Raw genomic sequence first — 21,374 nt, 5'->3', positions numbered from 1 at the left:
CGAACGCGGCAGTGCTGCTCTACAGCGCCTTCCACCATCCGACCGGCGCCGACGGCTCGTTGCGCCAGTCAGACGGGGCGGCTTGTGGTTCGCGCCGCAACGTACCGGCCAGATGCCGAACATGGTTCATCATTGCGGTGACGGCGCTGGGCAGGGCGTGCCCAGCGACACTGGACCGAGGGGCAGTCACTTCGCCTCCTGATGCCGGGGACCGGTCTCGCACCGGCCGGAGGTAAGGCGAGTACCCGCAAAAGTGGTGAGCAAACACACAAACCGGTGCGAGCCCCGTGAGGCTCGCACCGGTCCGCAGTGCGTGGAGCGCGTCAGCTGATGCCGACGACTTCCTGAGCGATCGCGGCGAGGCGCGTCTGCGCCGCCGAGACGACTCGTTGACGGTTCTTGTGCGCCTCCTCGTAGGCGATGATGACCCGGATGTCGGACGGATCGGTCAACTCCTTGACGGCGTTGCCCGCCTCGGTGACCGTCAGTTCGTCGTAGCCGGGAATCGGCAGCTCGCCGGCATCCAGGACGCCGGTCGCGCCGCGGGCGTTGTGGATCGCGTCGGCCGCATTGTCGGCGCCTTCCTCACGGGTGATCCGCTCGGCCTCCTCGAGGGCCGAATTGCGGGCCCCGGCGAGCGCCTTGGCGGCGATGTCGCCGGTCCGCGAGGTGCGCTCGGCCAGCTCATTGATCGCCGGTCGCACCGAACGCAGCGCCTCGGCGGCGCGGTCGGCGCCGCGGGTCGACAGAGTCAGCGGCAGGTTCACCAGCTTGATCGCCATTCCGGCCGCGGCCTGCATCGGTGTGCGCTGCAGGGCAGCGGGACCGCCCAGGGCGTCCTCGGCCAGTACGGTGGTCAGCCACTCGACGGTTGCCGAGTGCGCCGTGATCAGCTTGGTGGCCAGGTCCTCGACCTCGGAGTTCTTGGCCCCGACCGCGAGCGCCTTGAGGTAACGCGAGCGGTCGAGCAGCTGACCCTCGAGCGCGAGGTCGCCGAGCAACGCCTCGTCGAACGGCTCGGCCTGCTCGGTGAGGGCCTTGACCGCGGCTGCGGCGCGCCCCAGGAACGGGCCGATGACGTCGGGGAATCCCCCGAGGTTGCGAATGGCCTGCTCGATGGACTCGGCGCGGAGGCGTGCATTCTCCGCGTTCTCGGTCAACTCGCGCCGCACCGCGTCGGTGCGGGCCTGGCTGATTCGGGTTTCGGCGACCTGGATCTCGGTGTGCGTGAGATCGAGCAGGGTCCGGAGTTGGGCGATCAGCGTCGCCGTTTCATTGGTTCGGGCCTGGTTCTTGGTTGTGGTGGCCATAAGTGTGTTTCACCCCTTCGAAGTGATATTCACCTGTTCGGTGAGCACATTTCTCGTCTGCGCCTGCCTAGCGGTTACCCGTCCCGGTGCCGTCCGACGAGTGATAAGCCGAGTTGTGAGATTCCCTGCAGAATGTGTAGGGCGCCGGGGGAAGTGGGTACTGCTGCGCAACTCTTCGAAACTGTGTTTGCATTCGGTACCACTGGGTACTTAGCCCCCCGTGATGCCGACTTTGGTTCAACCTCTGCTGCCTGAGCCCCGTGGACCGATCTCGATGTCCGTGGTGGAGTTGCTGGCCGAACGCGCCCCGCTGCGTTACCTGACCCGTGTGGAGACCTCGCTGGCCGACGCCGATCCGGCGGGCATCGACGTGCAGCTGGCGCTGTACATCTGCTACGAGCTGCATTACCGGGGTTTCGCCGGGGTGGATTCCGGCTGGGAGTGGAATCCGGGACTGCTGTATCTGCGCGGACAGTTGGAGCAACTGTTCCTCGAGGAGTTGCGCCGCGGCATCGGCGATATCGACCCGGACGTCAGTGCGCTGGCCGAACTCGACGCGCTGTGTGTCGAGCCGGTGCAGGGCAACGGACCCTCGTACTTCCTGCGCGACGAGGGCAGCTGGGAGCAGATGCGCGAGTACTTCGTCCACCGCTCGGTGTACCACCTCAAAGAAGGTGACCCGCACGCCTTCGCGATTCCGCGGCTGACGGGTCAGGCCAAGGCGTCGTTCGTGGCCGTCGAGTTCGACGAGTTCGGCGCCGGCAAGGGGCCCCAGCTGCATCAGCAGCTGTTCGCCGACCTGATGGCCGCCGCCGACCTGGACACCACCTACCTGGGTTATCTGAACTCCGTGTCCGCCGAGTCGCTGGCGGTGGTCAACGTGATGTCGATGTTCGGTCTGCACCGGCGGTGGCGCGGCGCGGCGGTCGGGCACTTCGCCGCGACTGAGGTGACGTCGCCGCCCGGGTCACGGCGCATGGTGCAGGCCTTGGAGCGCCTCGGTGCGCCCGACGAGTGTGCGGGGTTCTACCGCGAGCACGTCGAGGCCGACGCCGTGCACGAACAGGTGGTACGCACCGATGTCGTGGGCGATCTCGTGGCACGCGAACCCGAACTCAATCAGGACGTGGTGTTCGGGATTCGGGCTTTCGGCCTGGTGGAGGACCGGCTGGCCGAGCACCTGATGAAGTGCTGGGTCGACGGCCGGTCGTCTCTGCGTCGCCCCCTGGAGTGAGCCGCGCATGAGGCGGGGATGACGCGCGAGTGACGCGCCACGCGGGCGGTGCCGGTCAGGCCCCGCCCGCGTTCGCTTTCTGGTCGTCGGCGCTGGTGTCGGTGCGCTGCCGGCGGCGGTGGCTGGTGTCGCACAACGGGTAGGTCTTCGACCGCCGGCAGGCGCAGATCGCCACCATGAACCGGTCGGACTCCACGGTCGTACCGTCGGGAAGCTCGACGCAGACCGGCCCCTCGACGAGCACCGGCCCGCCCGGCACGACACGTACCAGGCGGGCGGGTTGGTCGCTCATGGCGCGTCCGCGCGGACCACCACGATGCGCTCGCACCGAGCGCCGGGAGCCAGCAGCCCGGCGGCGGTCAGCCATTGCGCGCGGGCCGTCATCACCGGACCGAACGGAATCAGCTGCTGGGCAACGACTTCGGCGCGCATACCGTGGGCACGCAGCAGGCTGAGTGTCTTCCGGACGTTTGAGCACTCCGATTGCACGATCAACATGGTGCCGCCCTCGTCGAGCAGCAGGGGCGCCGCCGCGCACAACGGGTCGAGTACCAGGCGGCCGTCGGTGCCGGCGTTCCAAGCCTGCGCGGGGCCGGCGGCGGGTGGGATGTCGGTGGTGTCGTCAGCGGGGCTCTGCGGCACATATGGCGGGTTGGCCAGCACGACGTCGAACGGTCCGAATTCCACTGCGCGCGCCCACGAACCCCGGTGCACCGAGACTTTCGCTCCGGCAGCCGATGCGGAAGCGCGGGCATGCTGCACGGCCTTCGGACAGATGTCGAAGGCGGTCACCTCGTCGGCACCGGCGGTGGCGGCCGCCACCGCGACGACACCGCTGCCCGTGCAGAGGTCCGCAACCCGTGCACCCGGGGCCAGACCCGCCTGGTTCATCGCGTCGACGAGTAGGTACGAATCCTCTTGGGGCGGATACACGTCGAGTGGCGTCGCGACGGCGTCGAAATCGGTGTATGCAGTTGTCACGTGTGCTGCTCCTCGCTGAAAGTCTCGGCGACGCCTGTGCAACGTCGCTTTTCCTTTGTGCCCCATTCGTCGCAGGTCAAACCACTCGCTTGCGGAATCAAACGGACTCGAGGCCCAACCGGTGACGTTTGTCGATGGTGGGGACGGGAAACCGACCCTGCGACACCCGAGGCGAAAGGAACTCTCATGGCCATCTGCGATACGTGCGGTAACGATTACGACAAGGCGTTCACCGTCACGTGGCATGACGGTCGCTCAGCGACGTTCGACAGCGTGGAATGCGCTGCCGTGCAGCTGGCGCCGGAGTGCCGGCACTGTGGTTGCCGCATCCTCGGTCACGGGATCGAGACCGACGAAGGCATCTTCTGCTGCGCTCATTGCGCCCGCAAGGACACCAACGCTGACGTCAACGACCGCTACCCGGTGCCGGCAGGGGCCTGATCCCCTGCCGGCCTTCGGGCCTTCACAGACGCTCGACCGCGTACCGGGCACCGTCGTTGGTCATCCCGTTGATCGAGTACAGCGCGTGCGCCAGGGTCGGTCCGCCGTCGGGGGCACCGTCGCAGATCGTGTCCCCCGCGGCGCACAACTGCAGGGTCTTGCCGACGTATGCGGGTCCGATCGTGATCGCCGGCGCCTGGTACCTGCTCAGGAAGGGGCCCGACGGCGTGCCGAACAGCACCACCGCGGCAACGTGTTCGGCGATGTCGGCGGGCATCGGCTGCGGGGCGACGGCGGCCGGCACGCTCGACGGCACGACATCGGAGGTGACGAACCCGCTGACGACCGCGCCCTGCGAGTAGCCGCCGAGGATCAGGCGGGTGTCGGGGCAGTTGGCGGCCATGGCTTGGACGTGGTTGGCCTCGTCGCGGATGCCGTCGATGACGGTGAGGGCGAACGCTTCCCGCGCCGAGAAGTTGTCGCCGGCAGGGTAATTCACCGCATAGACGCCGACCGTGCGGGGCGCGGCCTGCGCGCGGACCGCGTCGACGAAGGCCTGCCCCACCCCGCCGACACCGGGCGCCTCGTTGGTGCCGCGCGCGAAGACCACTTCGACGTCGGGGCAGGTCTGCGCGTTCGCGACGGGGGACGTCCCCACCATCGCCGTCGCCATGGCCGTCCATACAGCGAACATCGCTGCGGTGGCGGCCCGGGCCCATTTTCGTCCTGCCATCTCGACTCCTTATGCCGGCATGCGCGGGGTTGACGCGCAGACCAGCAATACCCGGCGCGGCCCAGGCGAAACGAGTCGCGGGGTTGTGTATTCGAGTTGCCCGGTTCGGCGCCGGGCTATCCGGTCAGCTCGCGCAGGAACTCATGGCATCTGTGCGCCCGGGCGGCGTCCTGCGACATCACTTCCTCGAAGAAGGACGCGATGTCCTCGCGGCCGGCGTTGCGGGCGTCGCGGACGTACTGGCCGTAGTCGTGGCCGGCCTTCAACGAGTGGTACTGCACCGAGATCAAGTCGAAACTGACGTCGTCGAATCCGGTTTCTCCGCTGGGCATGAGGGCCCCCTGTGGGTGTGTATGGGTCGGACGTGGGACGAACCCCGCGATACCCGGACGCGTCACTGTGAAACGGCTTTCGTCAGATTCCTGCAGCTGGGGCCAAAGCGCGCTGCTGACAACGCAATTGCCACACCGACCCCGCAGAGGGACCTCGTTGCACACAGGTGCGCTGATGTCGGCTACGGTGCAACGATGTCCAACGTTTCGGCCAACGACCGCATCGAAGACGTCGCACCCGGAGATCTTCTCCTCGTCGACCGTGGCTCCGGTGAACGGCCGTGCAAGGTGGTTCACGTGGACCGCGTGGACCCGAACGACTCGGCTGAGGCCGTTTTCCGGATCACCTTCGAAGACGAGAACGCCGAGACCTTCCAACTGGATCTGGCGGCCGGCACCCGCGTCACCAGGTCCCTGGAATCCAAGTGGGAGTCGACGCAGAGCCCCACCCCGCACGCCGAGGGCTAGGGGTTCGTTCGGCCCGCAGCGGGTAACCGGCAGCAGACCCTCGAAAGACCTTGACAGGTCACGAAAGGAGTGCCATGCCGAACGAACTGCAAGGCCGGAAGATCGCCTTTCTCGCCGCCGACGGTGTCGAGAAGGTCGAACTCGAACAACCCCGCGACGCAGTGCGCAACGCCGGCGGCCAGGTCGAGTTGCTGTCGGTGAAATCAGGTGAGATCGACGCCCGCAACCACGACCTCGAACCGGCGGGCACCTTCCCGGTGGATCGCGAGGTCGCCGACGCCCGCGTCGACGAATTCGACGGGCTGGTGCTGCCCGGCGGGACCGTCAACGGCGACAAGCTGCGACTCGACGAGTCCGCGGTGTCGTTCGTGCGGGACTTCGTGCAATCCGGTAAACCCGTGGCGGCGATCTGCCACGGCCCGTGGGCGCTGGTGGAGGCCGATGTGGTCAAAGACCGCACGGTGACGTCGTATCCGAGCCTGCGCACCGATCTGCGCAACGCGGGCGCCACCGTGGTCGACCAGCAGGTGTGCATCGACGGCAACCTGATCACCAGCCGTTCCCCGAAGGATCTGCCGGCGTTCTGTCAGGCCATCACCGATCAGTTCGCCAACACCCCGGCCCACACCTAGACCCCGGTGTTGCCGCCGTCGGGATGCTCTCGGCCCCTGGTGAAGCCGATCAGCTTCACCAGGGGTGCGGCCACCCGGTCGGCAACAGCCGGTAGCCGACCAGCAGTGGCGCGTTCACCACGCCGACGTGCCGTTCGGCGGAGCGTTCCCGCTGCGCCGCGTCGACGATGACGGCGGCGACCTTCTCGGGCGGATCGGCCAGCGGCGGTACCCGCGGCACGCGGGCCAGATAGTTCGCGGCGTGCCGGTAGATGCCGGTCTTCACCCCGCCCGGGTGTATTCCGGTCACCGTGATTCCCGGCTGGTCGCGCAATTCCTGACGCAGGACGCGGATCAGCGCGGTGACGGCGAACTTGCTGATCACATACGGCCCGAGTAGCGGTACCGCGACGTGCCCGAACAGCGAGCCGACGATGATCAGCGCGCCGGATCCGTGCTTCTGGAACTGCTGGACCGCGGCGCGGGCGACGTAGACGGCCCCGAGCACGTCGGTCCGGATGACGGCGTCGATGACGTCGAGTGGGATCTCGGTGAGCCGGCCGACCGCCGCCACCGACGCGTTCTGCACCACGACGTCCGGCGGTCCCAGTTCGCTGACGACGCGGTCGAAAAGCCGTGCGACGTCATCGCGGTCGGCGATGTCCGTCGGCTGCGCCACCACCTGGGCAGCGCCCCGGTCCAGGCATTCGGCGGCCACCGCCGCCAATGCGTCGGCGCCGCGGGCGGCCAGGGCCAGGCGTGCGCCCTCGGCGGCGAACCGCAGCGCCACCTGCCGACCGATGCCGTCGCTGGCGCCGGTGACGACGACGATGCGCGGCGGGGTGTCGGGCACGTGCCAGCGATACCCCGGGCGTCCGCGCACAAACCGGGGCTAGGTGTGCCGGCGGTCGTGCGCGACGCCGGTGGTGCGCCCCCAGATCAGCAGCAGCGTCGCCATGCCGAGAGCCAGGACCAGGTGCAGCCAGTTGTCGGCGGTGTTCACCGGGACGACGTTGGCCGCCGAGTCCTCCGGAACGACGAACCCGTAGACGGTGAGCAGTCCGTAGACCACCACCCCGAACAGGAGATAGCCGCGGGCACCGTTGTAGGTGCCCGACAGCGCCACGCCGAGCACGCCGAAGACCAGGTGGACGACGTTGTGCAGCGCCGAGACCGCGAAGACGCCGAACAGCGCGGCGCCCGAGTGATGGCCGGCGAAGGTGAGCGCGTCGTAGTTGGTCGTGATCCCGGGGACGAAGCCCAGGATGCCGACGACGAGGAAGAGCGCCCCGACGGCGACGGACGCGTGCTGAATGGGGGCGCGCAGCGCGGTCGGGGCTGCAACCGGGGTGCCTTGGGTTCCTGGGGTGGCCATAGGTCGTTTGATAGCCGCTGCCGGGAACTCGAAACCGGGCCTGCAGCGAATTTGAGCCAACAGTTATGTGTGCTATGCATATTTGGTGCCGCCGTCCCCCTACGATGACCTCGACGACCTGTTGACGCGCATCCACATCGCGCGTCAACGGCCCACGTGGCGGCGCCGGCTGCTGGATCCGTCGGGGCCACTCGGCTCGGTCTCGACACTGCGGGTGCTGCGCGCGGTGGAACAGTGCGAACTCTCCGGCCGCGGCGCATGCGTCCGCGACGTCGCCGACTACCTGGCCGTCGAACAATCCACCGCCAGCCGCACCGTCACGGCCGTCGTCAACGCCGGTCTGCTCAGCAAGACCACCTCCCCCGACGACCAGCGCCGCTGCACCCTGCTGCTCACCGACGAGGGTCGCGCGGCGCTGTCCGCGGTCACCCGGCGACGGCGCGAACTGGTCGCCGAGGCCGTGGCCGACTGGCCACACGACGACGTCGAATCCCTGGTGTCGCTGCTCGACCGGCTGACCGAACGCTTCGAATCGGCGGCGAGCCGATGACCTCCGAGACCAGACCGGCGACCACGCCGACCACGCCCGTGCTGCGCAGCCGCGGCGCGCTGGGCCTGATGTTCGACCCGGTGTTCGGGGCACTGTTCTGGGGCAAGATGTTCTCCGTCGCCGCGGTCTGGACGCACGGCATCGTCGCCGCGATCGTGATGTACGACGCCACCCGCTCGGCGATGATGGTCGGGCTCGTCGGCGTGGTGCAGTTCGCGCCGCAGCTGATCCTGAGCCCGATGAGCGGCAAATGGGCCGACACCGGAAACCCCGCCCGCCAGATCCTGCTCGGCCGGGTGCTGTGTGTGGCCGGTTCGGGCGCCACCGCCGCCTGGTTCTTCGCCGTTCCCGACATCGCCGGGATGTCGGCCGCGGTGCCCATCCTGCTCGGTTCGGCGCTGGTCGGCTTCGGCTTCGTCGTCGGCGGGCCCGCGATGCAGTCGATCGTGCCGAACCTGATCCGCGACGGTGAACTGCCCACGGCGATGGCGCTGAACAGCATTCCGATGACCATCGGCCGCATCGTGGGACCGGCCACCGGCGCCTACCTGGCCGCGCACCTCGGTCCCGCCGTGGCGTTCGGGGTCAGCGCCGTCCTGCATCTGGTGTTCGCGGTGCTGCTCGTGATGGTGCGCTTCCCGGCGCGACCGGAACGCCGGTCCGGCGCCGACTACCGCGTGCGGGTCGCGGTGCGCTACGTGCTGCGCGACCGTCCACTGCTGCTGGCGCTGGCCGCGGTGACCACCGTCGGCGTCGCGTCGGATTCCTCGATCACGCTGACGCCGTCGCTGGCCGACCATCTCGGCGGTGACGCGGGACTGGTCGGAACGTTGTCGGCGGTGTTCGGTGTGGGGGCCGCGCTCGGCATGGGCGCGCTGGCTCTGCTGCGCGGACGCATCGCCTCGGCGATGGTGTCCTCGATCGGGCTGGTCGTGCTCGGCGTGGGTCTCGCGGTGCTCGGCGTCGGGTCCGCGGTGCCCGTGGCGATGGCCGGGCTGGCGGTCGCCGGATTCGGGTTCGGCTGCGCGATGACGGGGTTGAGCACCGTGGTGCAGGAGCGGGCGCCGGAGGAGCTGCGCGGCCGCATCATGGCGCTGTGGCTGGTCGGGTTCCTCGGGTCGAGACCCATCGCCGCGGCGGTGCTCGGCGGCACCGCGGACCTCCTCGGGGTGACGGCCGGTTTCGCGGTCGCCGCCGCGTTGACCGCGATCGTGGCGGTCCTGTGTCTGCCGCGCCGGCTCAGCGGCCCGCTGCCGGCCCTCTAGCCCAGCCGGCGCCGGCCCGTCAGCTTCTGGATGGTGTGCACCTCGGCCGGCCGGTACGGCCGCCCGCCGGGTTGCAACAGGTCGTGAAACCACAGGCCCGGCGTCCCGGTGACCGGCTTCTCCCACGAATCCCAGGGCAGGTACGTCTGCGTCTTCCCGGCCACCAGACCCCAGGTGTAGGCGCCCACCCGGCGGCGTTTGGTGATCGGCAGGATCGTCTCGACGGTGCTGTCCAGCGAGCGCGCCATGAACTCGGTGCACATCATCGGACGCCCCAGCGGGGCGAGCTCGGCGATGCGGGACTCGAACTCGCCGGGGCCGGCATAGCTGTGGAAGGTGACGACGTCGGAGTTGTCCAGCTGGATCGAGTTGATGACACCGCGGCGGGCCGGGTCACCCCAGACGCCGTCCCACACACCGCTGGTCAACGGCTGGATCGGATCCACGGCGCGGGCCCAGCCGAACGCCTGCGGCAACAGGTCGGCGACCAACTCGACCTTGTCGGCACGTTCGACCTCGGAGTACACGTCGGCGGGATTGTCCGGCTCGTTCCACAGATCCCAGGCGAGCACCCGGTCGTCGGTGCGGAACTGGCGCAGCACCCCGGTCACGTAATCGCGCAACAGCGTGCGGTAGCGCCGGTCGTCGAGGAAGTGCGCCCCGGGGCTCTGCACCCAGCCGGAGTTGTGCACCCCCGGTCGCGGCGCGCGCTGCCGGCCCAGGCGCGGCTCGGGATCCCAGCACGAGTCGAACAGCACCAGCAGCGGCTTGATGCGGTGGCGGGCGGCGATGTCGACGAACTGGCCCAGCCGCCGCTGGAAACCCGTGCGGTCCTGCAACCACAGCTGGTCGTGCAGGAACACGCGCACCGTGTTGAAGCCGAGCCACCGGGCCATGTGCAGCTCGGCGTCGATCCGTCGCGGGTCGTAGGTGCCCGGTTGGAACATCTCGAGCTGGTTGATCGCGTTGGAGGTGATGAAGTTCGCGCCGACGAGCCAGCCCTGCGCCTGATACCAGCGGTGTGCCCGGTCGGCGGGCCACCGCTGCGCCGCACCGTGCGCCGGTGCGGCCAGCGCCACACCGGCAGTGGCCAGCAACGGCAACTTGAGCGCGGTCCGACGGCCCAGAAGGTGTCGCCCGGCGACGCCACGCTGGGGTTCACGCATAGATTGCAGCATTCCTTCGGCTTGGGGGATCTCCGTCTGCGATACGGCGACGGGGTGTGTGCGGCGGCGGTGCGGCCGCGAGACCTTTCGGAGAGTGTATCGACGTGCACCCGGGTCGCTGTTACCTCTCGCACCGAGCGCCAGAAGGCCGACGCTCGAACAGGATTCGCTGCCGCCGGTGACCGACCACGCCGGAAAGCTTCAGGACTTTGCTCGGATTGCGGTCGCAAACAGGTTCTGCGCGTTGGTGATTCACGCCATGATCGGGCCGGGCCGGGCCGCGTGCGGACGGGATATCGATACCGAGTCGAAAATCGGGCTGATTTCCGTCACTATAGGTGGCGGATTCAGGCCACCGGCCGATCCGTCGGGCAGCAACGAAGCCGGCTACGGTCCACATCGAGAAGCAGGCGGTCGACAATGAACAGAATTCGTCGTTGGGGTGTCGCACTGGCGCCAGTGGTCGCGCTGGCCGGATGGCCGCTGGCCACCGCCGCGCCGGCATCCGCGGCCCCGTGCCCGGACGTCGAGGTGGTGTTCGCGCGCGGCACCTTCGAGGCACCGGGTGTCGGGTCCACCGGTCAGGCGTTCGTCGACGCACTGCGGGCGCGCACCGGCCCACGCTCGGTCGACGTCTACGCGGTCAACTACCCCGCCTCACTCGACTTCGCCACGGCCGCAACGGGTGTCATCGACGCCAGCAACCGGGTGATGGACATGGCCAACCGCTGCCCGGACACCGAGATGGTGATCGGAGGCTTCTCACAGGGCGCCGCGGTCGCGGCCTACATCACCGAGGACGCCATCCCGGAGGGCTACGTCCCGCCGCCGGGCATGACCGGCCCGATGCCGCCGGAGGTGGCCGACCGGGTCGCCGCGGTGGCGTTGTTCGGCAAGCCGTCGAGTGGGTTCCTGCAGTCCATCTACACCGGCGCCCCGCCCATCACGGTGGGGTCGCGGTATGTGGACAAGACGCTGGACTCCTGCATCCCGGAAGACCCGGTGTGTTCGCCGACCGGGGGCGACCACGGCTCGCACGGCGCCTACGTGGTGCGCGGTCTGACCGACCAGGCGGCCGACTACGTGGTGGGCAAGCTGAACGCCGAAACCACTGACGAGCCGCCCACGATCACCGTCGATGCCGCGGGCGGCTGACGCGCCTCACCCCTCGGCGTCGGGAATGCCCTCCGGAGGCGGAGTGGCGTAGGCCGGGTTCGCCGGGGGCACGTCGGTCTGCGCGTCGGTGGTGTCCGGTTCGGTCTCGGGGGCGCGATCCTGCGGTGACATGGTGACGGCGTACCCGTTCCACGGCGGCCTATTCGCCAGCCCGGTCAGAAGCCGCTGCACGCTGCGGCTCAACGATTCCGGCACCCGGTCGGGGTCCATCAGGTCGTTCTCGGCCAGCGGGCCCGCTTCGCCGGCGATGGTATCGGCCGTGAACGGGCGCAGCGTGCGTCCGTGCCCGGCCAGCGCCTGGATCGCGGCGAGGAACGATCCTTCGCGGGACACCGCCGCCACGAACTCGCCCACGGGCACCCCGAGGTGTTCGGCGAGCAGGCGGTCCCGCACCGCGGCGATGGTGCGGCGCAACTGTTCGTCGTCCGGGTCGAGTGGATCGGCCTCGACGGCCAGGTCGCATTCGCTGTCGAAACCCAGCGACCGGTTGTTCAGGTTCGACGACCCGATGCGCAGTAACCGCTGGTCGGCCACCAGCACCTTGGAATGCACGTAGATGGGGGTGCCGCCGTCGGTCACCGGCCAGAAGGCCGCGAACCGGGCGTGTTCGTCGGCAGCCCACAGCAGTCGGAGCATCTCGTAGCGGGCAGTGTCCATCGCGGTGCGTTCCAACGGGCTCTCCGAGGAGCGCGGCAGCACCACCACGATCTCGGGCCCGTCGGGTTCGCGCAGTCGGGCGGCGAGCGCCTCGGCCAGCGATCGCGACGCCAGGTACTGGTTTTCCAGGTAGAGCACGTCGCGGGCGGCTCCGATCGCGGCGAAGTTCAGCGCTTCGACCTCCCGCGCCTCGTGCGTCGGCGGCAGCGCCGGCAGGGTGCGCGCGATCGCGACGTCGACCGCGGACAGCGTCGGTTCCAAGCTGCGCGGCCAGAGATTTCCGGCGGCGGCCACCGGCGCGAGGAACTGGCCGGTGGCCGCGCGCCACCGGTTCCGGGCCAGCTCGGAAAGTGTGCGGGCGGCGGCGCCGTCCACCGCGACCGCGACCTCGTGGCGAGGTCCGTAATGCTCGTCCCCGATGCGTCGAAACGTGCTGTCGTCCGGGTGGTCCGGGGTGTCCCAGCGCTCGACGGTCAGGTCGATGCCACCGCAGAACGCCACCGCGTCGTCGACCACCACGATCTTCTGGTGGTGTACGGCGCCGGTGGGGTGGGCCCCGTCGACGGCGAACTGCATCCGCTCGCTGCTGACCCGGTTGAGCAGCGACACCGGCAACACGCCGCGCCAGATCGTCTGAAAGGTCGGCAACAGTCCCAGGTTGGACTTGAGCATGCAGATCTCCAGGCCGGAGCGCCGCCGCACGAGCCACCTCAGGAACGCGCCGAGCTGGTTCGGCCCGGCCAGCGTCTTGCCGTCGCGTTCGAACGTCATCCGGTAGTCGAAGTCCCAGCCCACCAGGATGATCCGTCGCCGCGCCCGCAGCATCGCTGCTTTGACGTGGTGGAAGTAGTCGGCGGCATCGACGATGACAGCCAGCCGGTCGGCGGTCGCGGTGCGCCAGCAGGTCTGTCCGGCGACCAGTAACCGTCCTTCGCCCATCTCACCCGCCCAGGTCCTCGATCCGACGCTCGGCGCCGGCACGTCACGCATTCGTCTGATCTCTGTGCGGTACCCGCGTTCGCGCTGGCCATCACACGGGTTTCGGGATGCGCGACAGCGCTGGACGCCTAGAGTGGCAGCACGAAGATTTCCCCTGAGCCGGTCAAGCTGCGATGCTCGGAACACGACGTGGGTGACGTCCGTGTGTGGTGCCGTGTCCCGGCTGCTGCGCGGTGTCGCCTGCATGAGGAGGTGGCATGAGGGACAACGCACCCTCGGGCACCGGCGCAGGGCTCGACGATCCGTGGACTGATGTGACCCATCCCGTTCTGGTGGTGGATTCCACGGGTGTGGTCCGCGCGGTGAGCGCCGCAGCGCAGTTGGTGTTTCCGGACGCGGCGCCCGGCCGCACCCTTGCAGACTGCGTCCCGGACTGGTTGATGCGGGCGCACGGCGAGGAGCCGATGCCGACCTCGGGTGTGGTGGACGGAGTGGGGTACCACGCGCAGCCGACGACGCTGCCGATGGACGACGTCGCTTGGTGGCTGGTGGCCGACACCGCGCCGGATGTGCTGGAGATGCGCGCGGAGTTGACGCGGGAGCGCGAACGCGCGGCCTTCCTCGACGAGGCGTCAGCGGTGCTGATGGCGTCGCTGAACATCGACCGGTGCATGGAGGCCACCGCGCGGATGGCCGCGCGTCACCTCGCCGATGCGGCCGTGGTGGTGGCTCCGGGGACCGGTGGCCGGATGCCCCTGGTGTACTGCGACGACGAGGGCGTGGTCGAGCACCGCGAGGTCGCCTCGGAGCCGACTGCGGTGGCCGGTCTCAGTGAGGCGCTGCGCGGCTTCCCGCCCGTGCCGTCGCGCTGGATCGACCCGGCTGCGGTCCCGGATTGGCTTGTGCCACAGGGTTTCACAGAGTCACTCGGGTCGGTGGTGATCACGCCGCTGCCTGGTCACGGGGTGCCGGCCGGGGCGCTGGTGTTGCTGCGCAAGAGCTCGCAGACGGTGTTCACCGCCGGCGAGGAGCTGTTCGCCCGGTTGTTCGCCGCGCGTGCCGGCGCTGCGCTGTCGGCTGCCCGGCTCTACGCCGAACAGTCCGCGATCACCCGCACGCTGATGCGGGATCTGCTGCCGCCGCAGCTGGACCGCATCGACGGCATCGAGCTGGCCGGCGGTTACCGCGCCTCCGAAGACCACGAAGCCGTTGGCGGGGACTTCTACGACGTGCACACCGGCGCCGGCGACAACGGCGAGACGCTGATCGTGCTGGGCGATGTGTGTGGCAAGGGCCTCGAAGCGGCCGTGATGTCCGGCAAGATCCGCAACACGCTGCAGGCGCTGGCGCCGCTGGCCGGTGACCACCGGTCGGTGCTCAGCCTGCTCAACAGCGCGCTGCTGTCCCCGCGCGACACCCGGTTCGCCACGCTGGTGCTGGCGTCGGTGGCCTGCCGTGACGGGCTGGTCTCGTTGCGGCTGACCAGCGCGGGGCACATGGCGCCGCTGATCGTGCGCAACGACGGGGTCGTCGAGGAGGCCGACACCAGCGGCACCCTGGTGGGGGTGCTGCCCGAGATCAAGGCCGAGTCCTTCGAGACCACGCTGGCTCCCGGCGAGACCTGCCTGCTCTACACCGACGGCGTCACCGAGGCGCACGGCGGACCGCTGGGCCGCGACATGTTCGGCGAGCACCGCCTGACCACCGCGTTGGCCAAGTGCGCGGGCCTTCCGGCCGAGGCGGTGGTCGAGCACGTGATGATGCTGACCTCGGAGTGGTTGAGCGAGCGGAGCCACGACGACATCGCTGTGGTGGCCATCACAGCGCCGCGACGAACGCATCTCAGCGCGGTCGACGGTCACACAGCGGGTAGATACATCGCATGACTTCCGACGGCGACGACCGACAAACCTGTGACGGGCTGCGCGAGCGGCTCTGGGCGGCCGCGATCGACGGCGACGAATTCACCGCGGTCGACGTCGTCTTCGGCGCGCTCGAGCAGGGGACACCCGCCGAAGACGTGCTGCTCGACGTGATCGCGCGGGTCCAGCAGCGGGTCGGCACGGAGTGGGCCGCCAACCGCATCACCGTCGCCCAGGAACACGCGGCCACGGCGATCAACGACCGGGTCATCGCCGCGCTGGCGCATCACCCAAGCGTGCGGCGACCCGCGTCGGTGGGCCGCGTGACGGTGGCCTGCGTGGACGGCGAGTGGCACGCGATGCCGGCGCGGCTGCTCGCCGAGACCCTGCGGCTGCACGGCTGGCAGGTCGACTTCCTCGGCGCGCAGGTGCCGACGCCGCATCTGGTCGCCCACATCAACCAGCACGGCCCCGGTGTGGTGGCGCTGTCGTGTTCCATCGCGACGCGGCTACCCACGGCGCACGCCGCGATCACCGCCTGCCAGTCCGCCGGGGTACCGGTGCTCGTCGGCGGGGCGGCGTTCGGGGCCGACGGTCGGTTGGCCAAGCTGCTCGGCGCCGACGCCTGGGCACCGGACGCCCGCTCGGCGGCGGCGCGGCTCGCGCAGGGGTTCGAGCCGCTGTCGGTCACCCGGGCCCATCACGTCGTCGACGACCTGCCGCACCTGGCCGACCAGGAGTACACGTTGGTCCGCGACTCGTCGACGCGACTGGTGCAGGCCACGATGGTCGCCCTCGGGGAACGTCTGCCGGACATGGCCGGATACACCGACCTGCAGCGCCAGCACACCTCCGCCGACATCGCCCACATCGTCGACTTCCTGGCCACCGCGCTCTACACCGACGACGACGACCTGTTCGCCCAGTTCATCGGCTGGACCGCCGACATCCTCGAGGCCCGCGGCGTACCCGCCGCGACGTTGGTGCCTACGCTGGACTCCCTGGCCGACCAGCTCACCGAGTTCCCCCGCGCCCGCCGGTTGTTGCACAATGCCCGTGCCGGCCTGCCCGACCCGTTGACCGCCGACCCCAAGCTTCCCGCATGAATCTCACCGTCACCGTCACCTCCGCTTCCCCGGACGCCCGCATCCGGGTCGCCGGCGACCTCACCTACGGGTCGACCGCCGCGCTGGTCGACACGATCACCTCGCTGTGCGATGCGCGTGCCGCCGTCTCGGGCGTGCACCTGGATTTCGCCGACCTGACGTTCTGCGACTCCGCGGGGCTGTCCGCGCTGCTGCTCATCCATCGCCGCGCCAGCGCCGCAGGCATCCCCCTGCATTTCCACCACCGGCCCGACCACCTGAACCGCATCCTCGACATCACCGGCCTTCTCGACCATCTGACCGCGACGCGCGCCAAGACCCCGGACGAGACCGGGATCGGCTGACGGCGCGCCGTTTTCCTCCGCGGCAGACGGGGAACAGCACGCGTATGTCTGTGCGCGTGGCGGTCACCGGGCCCACCGGGGAGATCGGCCTGTCGACCATCAGCGCCCTGGAAGCCCACCCCGAGGTGACCGAGATCGTCGGCATGGCCCGGCGCCCGTTCGACCCGTCCGAGCACGGATGGACCAAGACGACCTACCGACAGGGCGACATCCTCGACCGCGACGCCGTCGACGCCCTGGTCGCCGATGCCGACGTGGTCGTCCACCTGGCGTTCATCGTCCTGGGCTCCCGCGAGGAGAGCGCGCGCGTCAACCTCGCCGGCACCCGCAACGTGTTCGAGGCGACGGTGGCGGCCGCCCGGCCCCGCCGACTCGTGTACACCTCCTCGGTGGCCGCCTACGGCTATCACTCCGACAATCCGATCCCGATCACCGAGGACGTCCCGCCGCGCGGGTCGCCCGAGCACTACTACTCCGAGCAGAAGGCGGCCTGCGAAGCCGCGCTGGCCGACATCACCGCCGGGTCGTCACTGGAGGTGTTCGTGCTGCGACCGTGCATCGTCGCCGGCCCGAACGCCACGGCGCTGGCCGACGCCATGCCGTGGAACCAGCTGCCCGGCCCGGTGCGCCGCGTCTCCCAGGCGCTGCCGCTGCTCAAACCGCCGTTCCCGGACCCGGGCACACCGCTGCAGCTGGTCCACCACGACGACGTCGCCACCGCCATCGAACTGGCCGTCACCACGACGACCGCTCCCCCGGGCGCCTACAACATCGCCGGCGACGGAGTGCTGTCGATGTCGGCGATCGGTGACGCGCTGGGCGCCCGCCCGTTGAAGGTGCCGCGCGCCGCGGCGGTGGCCACCTCCGAGGTGATCGCGCGCCTGCCGTTCGTACCGTCGAGCCTCGAGTGGCTGCATGCCGGGCGCACGTCCGTGGTGATGGACACGAGCAAGGCGCGGGAACAGCTCGGGTGGCGACCGAAATTCACTGCGGCGGAGACGCTTTCCGCACTCGCAGCCTACGTCGGCCAGGTTTCGTGACATCAACATCGGGAGGATGCGAGCGATGACGTCTGTCGTGATCGTCGGCAGCGGGTTCACCGGCTTCGAGTGCGCGCGTCGCCTGATGCGGATCCTGCGCAAGCACGACTCCGACGTCGAGGTGACCGTGGTGTCACCGGTCGACTACATGCTCTACACGCCGTTGCTGCCCGACGTGGCCGGCGGCGTGGTCGACGGCCGGTTCGTCACCATCCCGCTCGCGAATGCGCTCAGCGGAGTCCGGCTGGTGCGCGGCCGCGCCACCGACGTCGACTTCGCCGCCAAGACGCTGTCCTACACCGACCCCGAGGACCGCGTCCGGGAACTGAGCTGGGACCGGTTGGTGTTGGCCCCGGGATCGGTGACCCGGTTGTTCGACATCCCCGGGTTGGCCGACCACGCGCGCGGCCTGAAGTCCACCGCCGAGGCGCTGTATCTGCGCGATCACGTCCTCGAGCAACTCGAGCTGGCCCATGTCGACGACGACGCGGGCCGGATCCGCGCGCGTCGCACCATCGTCATCGTCGGCGCCTCCTATTCGGGCACCGAGTTGGCGGTGCAGCTGCGGGCGCTGGCCGACGCCGCGGCACGGCAGCTGGGTTTCGACGGCTCGGACGTCCGGTTCGTGCTGCTCGACATGGCCAAGCAGGTGATGCCCGAGGTCGGCGAGAAACTCGGCGCCGCCGCGATGCGCGTGTTGCGCGAGCGCGGCATCGACGTACGGCTGGAGACGACGCTCAAGGCGGTGCATCCCGACCACGTGATCCTCAGCGACGACAGCCGCGTCGACACCCAGACCGTCGCGTGGGTCACCGGTGTCACCGGCGCTCCGCTGATCGACGGGCTGGGCCTCGACACCGAACGGGGCCGGCTGAAGGTCGGCGCCGATCTGCAGGTGCCCGGTCACCCGGATGTGTTCGCCGGTGGGGACGCCGCGGCGGTTCCCGACCTGACCAAGCCGGGCAAGCTCACCCCACCGACCGCCCAGCACGCCACCCGACAGGGAAAGGTGTTGGCGCGCAACGTCGCTGCCAGCCTGGGCTACGGCACACGCAAGCACTACAAGCACCGCGACATGGGTCTGGTGGTGGATCTGGGACCGCGCTACGCGGTGGCCAATCCCTTGAACATCCAGTTGTCCGGCCTGCCTGCCAAACTGGTCACCCGTGCCTACCACCTGTACGCGATCCCCCGGTTCGTGAACCGGTGGGCGGTGTCGCTGGCCTATCTGACCGACGCGGTGTTCGACCGGTCGGTGGTCTCGATGGGGCTCTCGACCAGTGAGGACGCGAATTTTTCCGCCGCTGAGGGCATTCCGCTGCCGAAGGCGAACTGATCCCGGGGCGCACCGCGTGATAGGCACTGGAGTGTGACTGACCCACCGCCGCTGCTGTACGTGCTGGATCTGACCGGCACCTTCGCGTTCGGGTTGAACGGCGCGCTGACGGCGGTGCGCGCGACTCGTCTGGACGTGGTCGGTGTGGTGACGCTGGGGATGATGACCGCTCTCGGCGGCGGGGTGATCCGGGACGTGCTGATCGGGGCGATCCCGCCTGCCACCTTCGTCGACTGGCGCTATTTCGCGTTGGCGGTGGCCGGCGGGGTGATCGCGTTCCTGCTCAGCCAGCGGTTGGACCGGTTGGAGACACCGATCGTGGTGCTCGACGCGATCGGGCTGAGCGTGTTCGCGGTGATCGGGGCGGCCAAAGCGGTGGAGTACGGGCTGGGCGTCGCGCCCGCGGCATTGTTGGGCGTCGTCACCGCGGTGGGCGGCGGCACGATCCGCGATGCGCTCGTCGGACAGGTGCCGACCGTGTTGCGTACCGAGCTGTACGCGATCCCCGCGTTGGTGGCGGCTGCGGCGACGGTGGCCGCGATATCGCTGGACCTCTACAGCCTGCCGGTGGCGTTGGCGGCCGCCGGGGCGTGCTTCGTGATCCGCATGGTCGGGGTGCGGTTCAACCTGCATGCGCCGCGCCCGCCGGGGAGCGCGTTGGAGAGCTAGGCGCCCACCGTGATCCGGGCCAGGGCTGCGCGGACGGAATCGGGGATCGGCACCGCGGCGCGATCCTTGCGGTCGACGAAGACATGGACGAAATGACCGTGGGCGACGGCCCGGTGGTCGTCTCGGCCGTCGCCGGTGCGGAAGATCGCGATGCCGTACCTCACCGAGCGGTTGCCGAGTTTGTCGACCCGCAACCCGGCGCGCAGCTCGTCGGGGTAGGCCACCGGCGCGCGGTAGGTGCAAGCTGACTCCACGACCAGGCCGATGACCGGTCCGGCGTGGATGTCCAGACCGCCCTCGGTGATCAGGAAGTGATTGGCGACGGTGTCGAAGTAGCTGTAGTAGGTGACGTTGTTGACGTGGCCATAGATGTCGTTGTCCATCCAGCGCGTCGTGATCGGCAGAACATAGGGGTACTCCGCCGGCGTGTGCGGGTCGGTCATCACCAGTACCGCATCGCGTGACGGAACGTGTCGGTCAGCAGCGTCTCGTCGACGTTCAGCGGCGCGTTGCTCAGCAGACGCTGTTGCGGCAGTGCGCCTTCGGCCAGTGCGCCGGCGTCGGCGCTGCTGTACCCGACACCGGACAGGCCGTTGGGCATCTTGACCGCGCGCATGATCTCGACGAGGCGGTCGGACAGGATGTCGCCCGCGTCGTCGGCGGCCACGGCGTCCATCACGTCGGCACCGAGGATGCGGGCCGCCTCGAGGTGGCGGTCCGGGTCGCTGGCCGCGGTCGCGCTGAACGCCGCGGGCGCGTTGAGGATCACCGCCATGCCGTGCGGGACAAGGGGTTCGGCGCCGGGATAGCCGGCCGGACGGTAGCGACGGACCTGGCCGGCCACGGCGTAGGACATGGCGTGCGGAAGGTGCACGCCGGCGTTGCCGAACGCGATGCCGGCCAGCGTGGCGGCCCACATCACCTGTTCTCGCGCTTCGTGGTCCGACGCGTCGGTGACCGCGCGGAGCAGATACGTGCCGAGCAGATGCATCGCTTCCTGGCTGCCGAGGTCGCTCCAGGGGTTGGCGCCCTGGCTCATCGGGCGGCGGCTGGGTTGGGGCGGTGCGCTGCGCCGGTGGTACGGCCGCGCAGTGTAGGACTCCAGTGCGTGCGACAGCACGTCGAGTCCGCTGCACGCCACCACCTGACCCGGCAGGGTGTCGGTGCTGTCGGGGTCGATGAGTGCTTCGGTGGGTCGCAGTGCGGGCGCGGCGATCCCGGTCTTGGCGTGTGCGGCGAGCAGGTCGAAGATCGCGATGCCGGTGACCTCGCTGCCGGTGCCCGACGTGGTCGGGCACGCGATGTGGGGGCGCAGCGGTCCCGGCACCGGTTTCCCGGCGCCCAGGGGGGCGTTGACGTAGTCCAGGAAATCCGCGGGGTGGGTGGCGTAGAGGTTGGCGGCCTTGGCCGTGTCGATGACCGACCCGCCGCCGACCGACACGTAGCCGTCGACCTGCGCTTCGGTGGCGAATTCAATTGCTCGACAGAAGGATTCGTCGGTGGGTTCGATGTGGACGTCGGTGTAGGTGACGGTGTCGATGCCCGCCGCGTGCAGCGACTTCAGCGCGGTGTCGAAGACGGCCAGTTGCGCCACTCCGGGATCGGAGAACAGCGCGACCCGGGTCATGCCGAGCGTGGCGGCCCGCTCGCCCACCTCGCGCAAACAGCCCCGGCCGAATGTGACGCGCGAAGCGTCGACGGTGAACGCGGTATCGCAGGAGTCGGTGACGACGTCGTGAGCGCAGCCCATGCCTCGATTCTGCCCCTCCTGGCGCGGTG

The 21,374-nt window shown here is 69.6% G+C and carries 26 protein-coding genes; 14 read left to right on the top strand and 12 right to left on the bottom strand.

The window, feature by feature from the left end; genetic code table 11:
• Positions 1-19: 19 nt before the first annotated feature.
• Both ACQI46_RS20020 and ACQI46_RS20015 read right to left on the bottom strand, forming a co-directional pair.
• On the bottom strand, positions 20-190 hold the full coding sequence (locus ACQI46_RS20020; RefSeq protein ID WP_427095782.1) for a hypothetical protein: 171 nt from the start codon (positions 188-190) through the stop codon (positions 20-22).
• 133 nt (positions 191-323) lie between these two features.
• Positions 324-1,310 (bottom strand): ferritin-like domain-containing protein, encoded by a 987-nt coding sequence (locus ACQI46_RS20015; RefSeq protein WP_427095781.1) that lies wholly within the window; start codon positions 1,308-1,310, stop codon positions 324-326.
• Positions 1,311-1,533: 223 nt separating this feature from the next.
• Between ACQI46_RS20015 and ACQI46_RS20010 the strand changes: the two genes are divergently transcribed.
• Positions 1,534-2,544: an iron-containing redox enzyme family protein gene (locus tag ACQI46_RS20010; protein ID WP_427095780.1), complete on the top strand. Its 1,011-nt coding sequence runs from the start codon at positions 1,534-1,536 to the stop codon at positions 2,542-2,544.
• A 55-nt stretch (positions 2,545-2,599) separates the two neighbouring features.
• On the opposite strand, the gene ACQI46_RS20005 is transcribed toward ACQI46_RS20010, so the two are convergent.
• A complete protein-coding gene (locus ACQI46_RS20005) occupies positions 2,600-2,836 on the bottom strand; it encodes a CDGSH iron-sulfur domain-containing protein (RefSeq protein ID WP_427095779.1) in 237 nt (78 codons plus the stop codon).
• Positions 2,833-3,525 (bottom strand): HemK2/MTQ2 family protein methyltransferase, encoded by a 693-nt coding sequence (locus tag ACQI46_RS20000; RefSeq protein ID WP_427095778.1) that lies wholly within the window; start codon positions 3,523-3,525, stop codon positions 2,833-2,835. Before ACQI46_RS20000 ends, ACQI46_RS20005 begins: the two co-directional genes overlap by 4 nt.
• Positions 3,526-3,711: 186 nt before the next feature.
• On the opposite strand from ACQI46_RS20000, the gene ACQI46_RS19995 reads away from it, so the two are divergent.
• Positions 3,712-3,966, top strand: a complete 255-nt coding sequence (locus tag ACQI46_RS19995; RefSeq protein ID WP_427095777.1) for a hypothetical protein — start codon at positions 3,712-3,714, stop codon at positions 3,964-3,966.
• Between the two features lie 22 nt (positions 3,967-3,988).
• On the opposite strand, the gene ACQI46_RS19990 is transcribed toward ACQI46_RS19995, so the two are convergent.
• The gene (locus ACQI46_RS19990) at positions 3,989-4,699 is read right to left on the bottom strand and encodes a cutinase family protein (RefSeq protein ID WP_427095776.1); all 711 of its coding nucleotides are present in this window, start codon (positions 4,697-4,699) and stop codon (positions 3,989-3,991) included.
• Positions 4,700-4,815: 116 nt separating this feature from the next.
• Entirely contained in the window at positions 4,816-5,031 is a 216-nt protein-coding gene (locus ACQI46_RS19985; protein ID WP_427095775.1) for an acyl carrier protein, read from the bottom strand.
• A gap of 195 nt (positions 5,032-5,226) precedes the next feature.
• On the opposite strand from ACQI46_RS19985, the gene ACQI46_RS19980 reads away from it, so the two are divergent.
• Entirely contained in the window at positions 5,227-5,499 is a 273-nt protein-coding gene (locus ACQI46_RS19980; protein ID WP_427095774.1) for a hypothetical protein, read from the top strand.
• 74 nt (positions 5,500-5,573) lie between these two features.
• The gene (locus ACQI46_RS19975; protein ID WP_427095773.1) at positions 5,574-6,131 is read left to right on the top strand and encodes a type 1 glutamine amidotransferase domain-containing protein; all 558 of its coding nucleotides are present in this window, start codon (positions 5,574-5,576) and stop codon (positions 6,129-6,131) included.
• 55 nt (positions 6,132-6,186) lie between these two features.
• On the opposite strand, the gene ACQI46_RS19970 is transcribed toward ACQI46_RS19975, so the two are convergent.
• Together ACQI46_RS19970 and ACQI46_RS19965 are read right to left on the bottom strand one after the other, a co-directional pair.
• Positions 6,187-6,963: an SDR family NAD(P)-dependent oxidoreductase gene (locus ACQI46_RS19970; RefSeq protein ID WP_427095772.1), complete on the bottom strand. Its 777-nt coding sequence runs from the start codon at positions 6,961-6,963 to the stop codon at positions 6,187-6,189.
• Between the two features lie 39 nt (positions 6,964-7,002).
• Positions 7,003-7,485, bottom strand: a complete 483-nt coding sequence (locus ACQI46_RS19965) for a DUF4383 domain-containing protein (RefSeq protein WP_427095771.1) — start codon at positions 7,483-7,485, stop codon at positions 7,003-7,005.
• Between the two features lie 67 nt (positions 7,486-7,552).
• Here ACQI46_RS19965 and ACQI46_RS19960 point away from each other — a divergent pair, with 67 nt between their 5' ends.
• Together ACQI46_RS19960 and ACQI46_RS19955 are read left to right on the top strand one after the other, a co-directional pair.
• Positions 7,553-8,035, top strand: a complete 483-nt coding sequence (locus tag ACQI46_RS19960; RefSeq protein ID WP_427095770.1) for a MarR family winged helix-turn-helix transcriptional regulator — start codon at positions 7,553-7,555, stop codon at positions 8,033-8,035.
• Positions 8,032-9,300: an MFS transporter gene (locus tag ACQI46_RS19955; RefSeq protein ID WP_427095769.1), complete on the top strand. Its 1,269-nt coding sequence runs from the start codon at positions 8,032-8,034 to the stop codon at positions 9,298-9,300. Before ACQI46_RS19960 ends, ACQI46_RS19955 begins: the two co-directional genes overlap by 4 nt.
• Here the strand turns inward: ACQI46_RS19955 and ACQI46_RS19950 are convergent.
• Positions 9,297-10,427 carry a 1,4-beta-xylanase gene (locus ACQI46_RS19950; RefSeq protein ID WP_427095802.1) on the bottom strand — a complete coding sequence of 377 codons (1,131 nt, stop codon included), beginning with the start codon at positions 10,425-10,427 and terminating at the stop codon, positions 9,297-9,299. The two genes, ACQI46_RS19955 and ACQI46_RS19950, sit on opposite strands and share 4 nt — an antisense overlap.
• A 217-nt stretch (positions 10,428-10,644) precedes the next feature.
• On the opposite strand from ACQI46_RS19950, the gene ACQI46_RS19945 reads away from it, so the two are divergent.
• The gene (locus tag ACQI46_RS19945) at positions 10,645-10,890 is read left to right on the top strand and encodes a hypothetical protein (RefSeq protein WP_427095768.1); all 246 of its coding nucleotides are present in this window, start codon (positions 10,645-10,647) and stop codon (positions 10,888-10,890) included.
• Positions 10,887-11,621: a cutinase family protein gene (locus tag ACQI46_RS19940; protein ID WP_427095767.1), complete on the top strand. Its 735-nt coding sequence runs from the start codon at positions 10,887-10,889 to the stop codon at positions 11,619-11,621. Before ACQI46_RS19945 ends, ACQI46_RS19940 begins: the two co-directional genes overlap by 4 nt.
• 6 nt (positions 11,622-11,627) lie before the next feature.
• On the opposite strand, the gene ACQI46_RS19935 is transcribed toward ACQI46_RS19940, so the two are convergent.
• Entirely contained in the window at positions 11,628-13,238 is a 1,611-nt protein-coding gene (locus ACQI46_RS19935) for a phospholipase D-like domain-containing protein (RefSeq protein ID WP_427095801.1), read from the bottom strand.
• A 257-nt stretch (positions 13,239-13,495) separates the two neighbouring features.
• Between ACQI46_RS19935 and ACQI46_RS19930 the strand changes: the two genes are divergently transcribed.
• From ACQI46_RS19930 to ACQI46_RS19905, 6 genes are read left to right on the top strand one after another with little or no spacing between them, the layout of a single operon-like run.
• Positions 13,496-15,124: a PP2C family protein-serine/threonine phosphatase gene (locus tag ACQI46_RS19930; protein WP_427095766.1), complete on the top strand. Its 1,629-nt coding sequence runs from the start codon at positions 13,496-13,498 to the stop codon at positions 15,122-15,124.
• The gene (locus tag ACQI46_RS19925) at positions 15,121-16,206 is read left to right on the top strand and encodes a cobalamin B12-binding domain-containing protein (protein ID WP_427095765.1); all 1,086 of its coding nucleotides are present in this window, start codon (positions 15,121-15,123) and stop codon (positions 16,204-16,206) included. Before ACQI46_RS19930 ends, ACQI46_RS19925 begins: the two co-directional genes overlap by 4 nt.
• Positions 16,203-16,550: an STAS domain-containing protein gene (locus tag ACQI46_RS19920; RefSeq protein ID WP_427095764.1), complete on the top strand. Its 348-nt coding sequence runs from the start codon at positions 16,203-16,205 to the stop codon at positions 16,548-16,550. Before ACQI46_RS19925 ends, ACQI46_RS19920 begins: the two co-directional genes overlap by 4 nt.
• A 44-nt stretch (positions 16,551-16,594) precedes the next feature.
• A complete protein-coding gene (locus tag ACQI46_RS19915) occupies positions 16,595-17,590 on the top strand; it encodes an NAD-dependent epimerase/dehydratase family protein (protein ID WP_427095763.1) in 996 nt (331 codons plus the stop codon).
• Between the two features lie 25 nt (positions 17,591-17,615).
• Entirely contained in the window at positions 17,616-18,926 is a 1,311-nt protein-coding gene (locus ACQI46_RS19910; RefSeq protein WP_427095762.1) for an NAD(P)/FAD-dependent oxidoreductase, read from the top strand.
• A 33-nt stretch (positions 18,927-18,959) separates the two neighbouring features.
• The gene (locus tag ACQI46_RS19905) at positions 18,960-19,595 is read left to right on the top strand and encodes a trimeric intracellular cation channel family protein (protein WP_427095761.1); all 636 of its coding nucleotides are present in this window, start codon (positions 18,960-18,962) and stop codon (positions 19,593-19,595) included.
• Here ACQI46_RS19905 and ACQI46_RS19900 read toward each other — a convergent pair.
• A complete protein-coding gene (locus ACQI46_RS19900) occupies positions 19,592-20,038 on the bottom strand; it encodes an acyl-CoA thioesterase (RefSeq protein WP_427095760.1) in 447 nt (148 codons plus the stop codon). The two genes, ACQI46_RS19905 and ACQI46_RS19900, sit on opposite strands and share 4 nt — an antisense overlap.
• Positions 20,038-21,345: a hydroxyacid-oxoacid transhydrogenase gene (locus ACQI46_RS19895; RefSeq protein WP_427095759.1), complete on the bottom strand. Its 1,308-nt coding sequence runs from the start codon at positions 21,343-21,345 to the stop codon at positions 20,038-20,040. Before ACQI46_RS19895 ends, ACQI46_RS19900 begins: the two co-directional genes overlap by 1 nt.
• Positions 21,346-21,374: the final 29 nt, after the last annotated feature.

The sequence above is a fragment of the Mycobacterium sp. SMC-4 genome, assembly GCF_050205565.1.
Lineage (GTDB): Bacteria > Actinomycetota > Actinomycetes > Mycobacteriales > Mycobacteriaceae > Mycobacterium.
The sequence above is the reverse complement of the archived record's forward strand: the minus strand, read 5'-3'. Positions and strand labels throughout refer to the sequence as shown.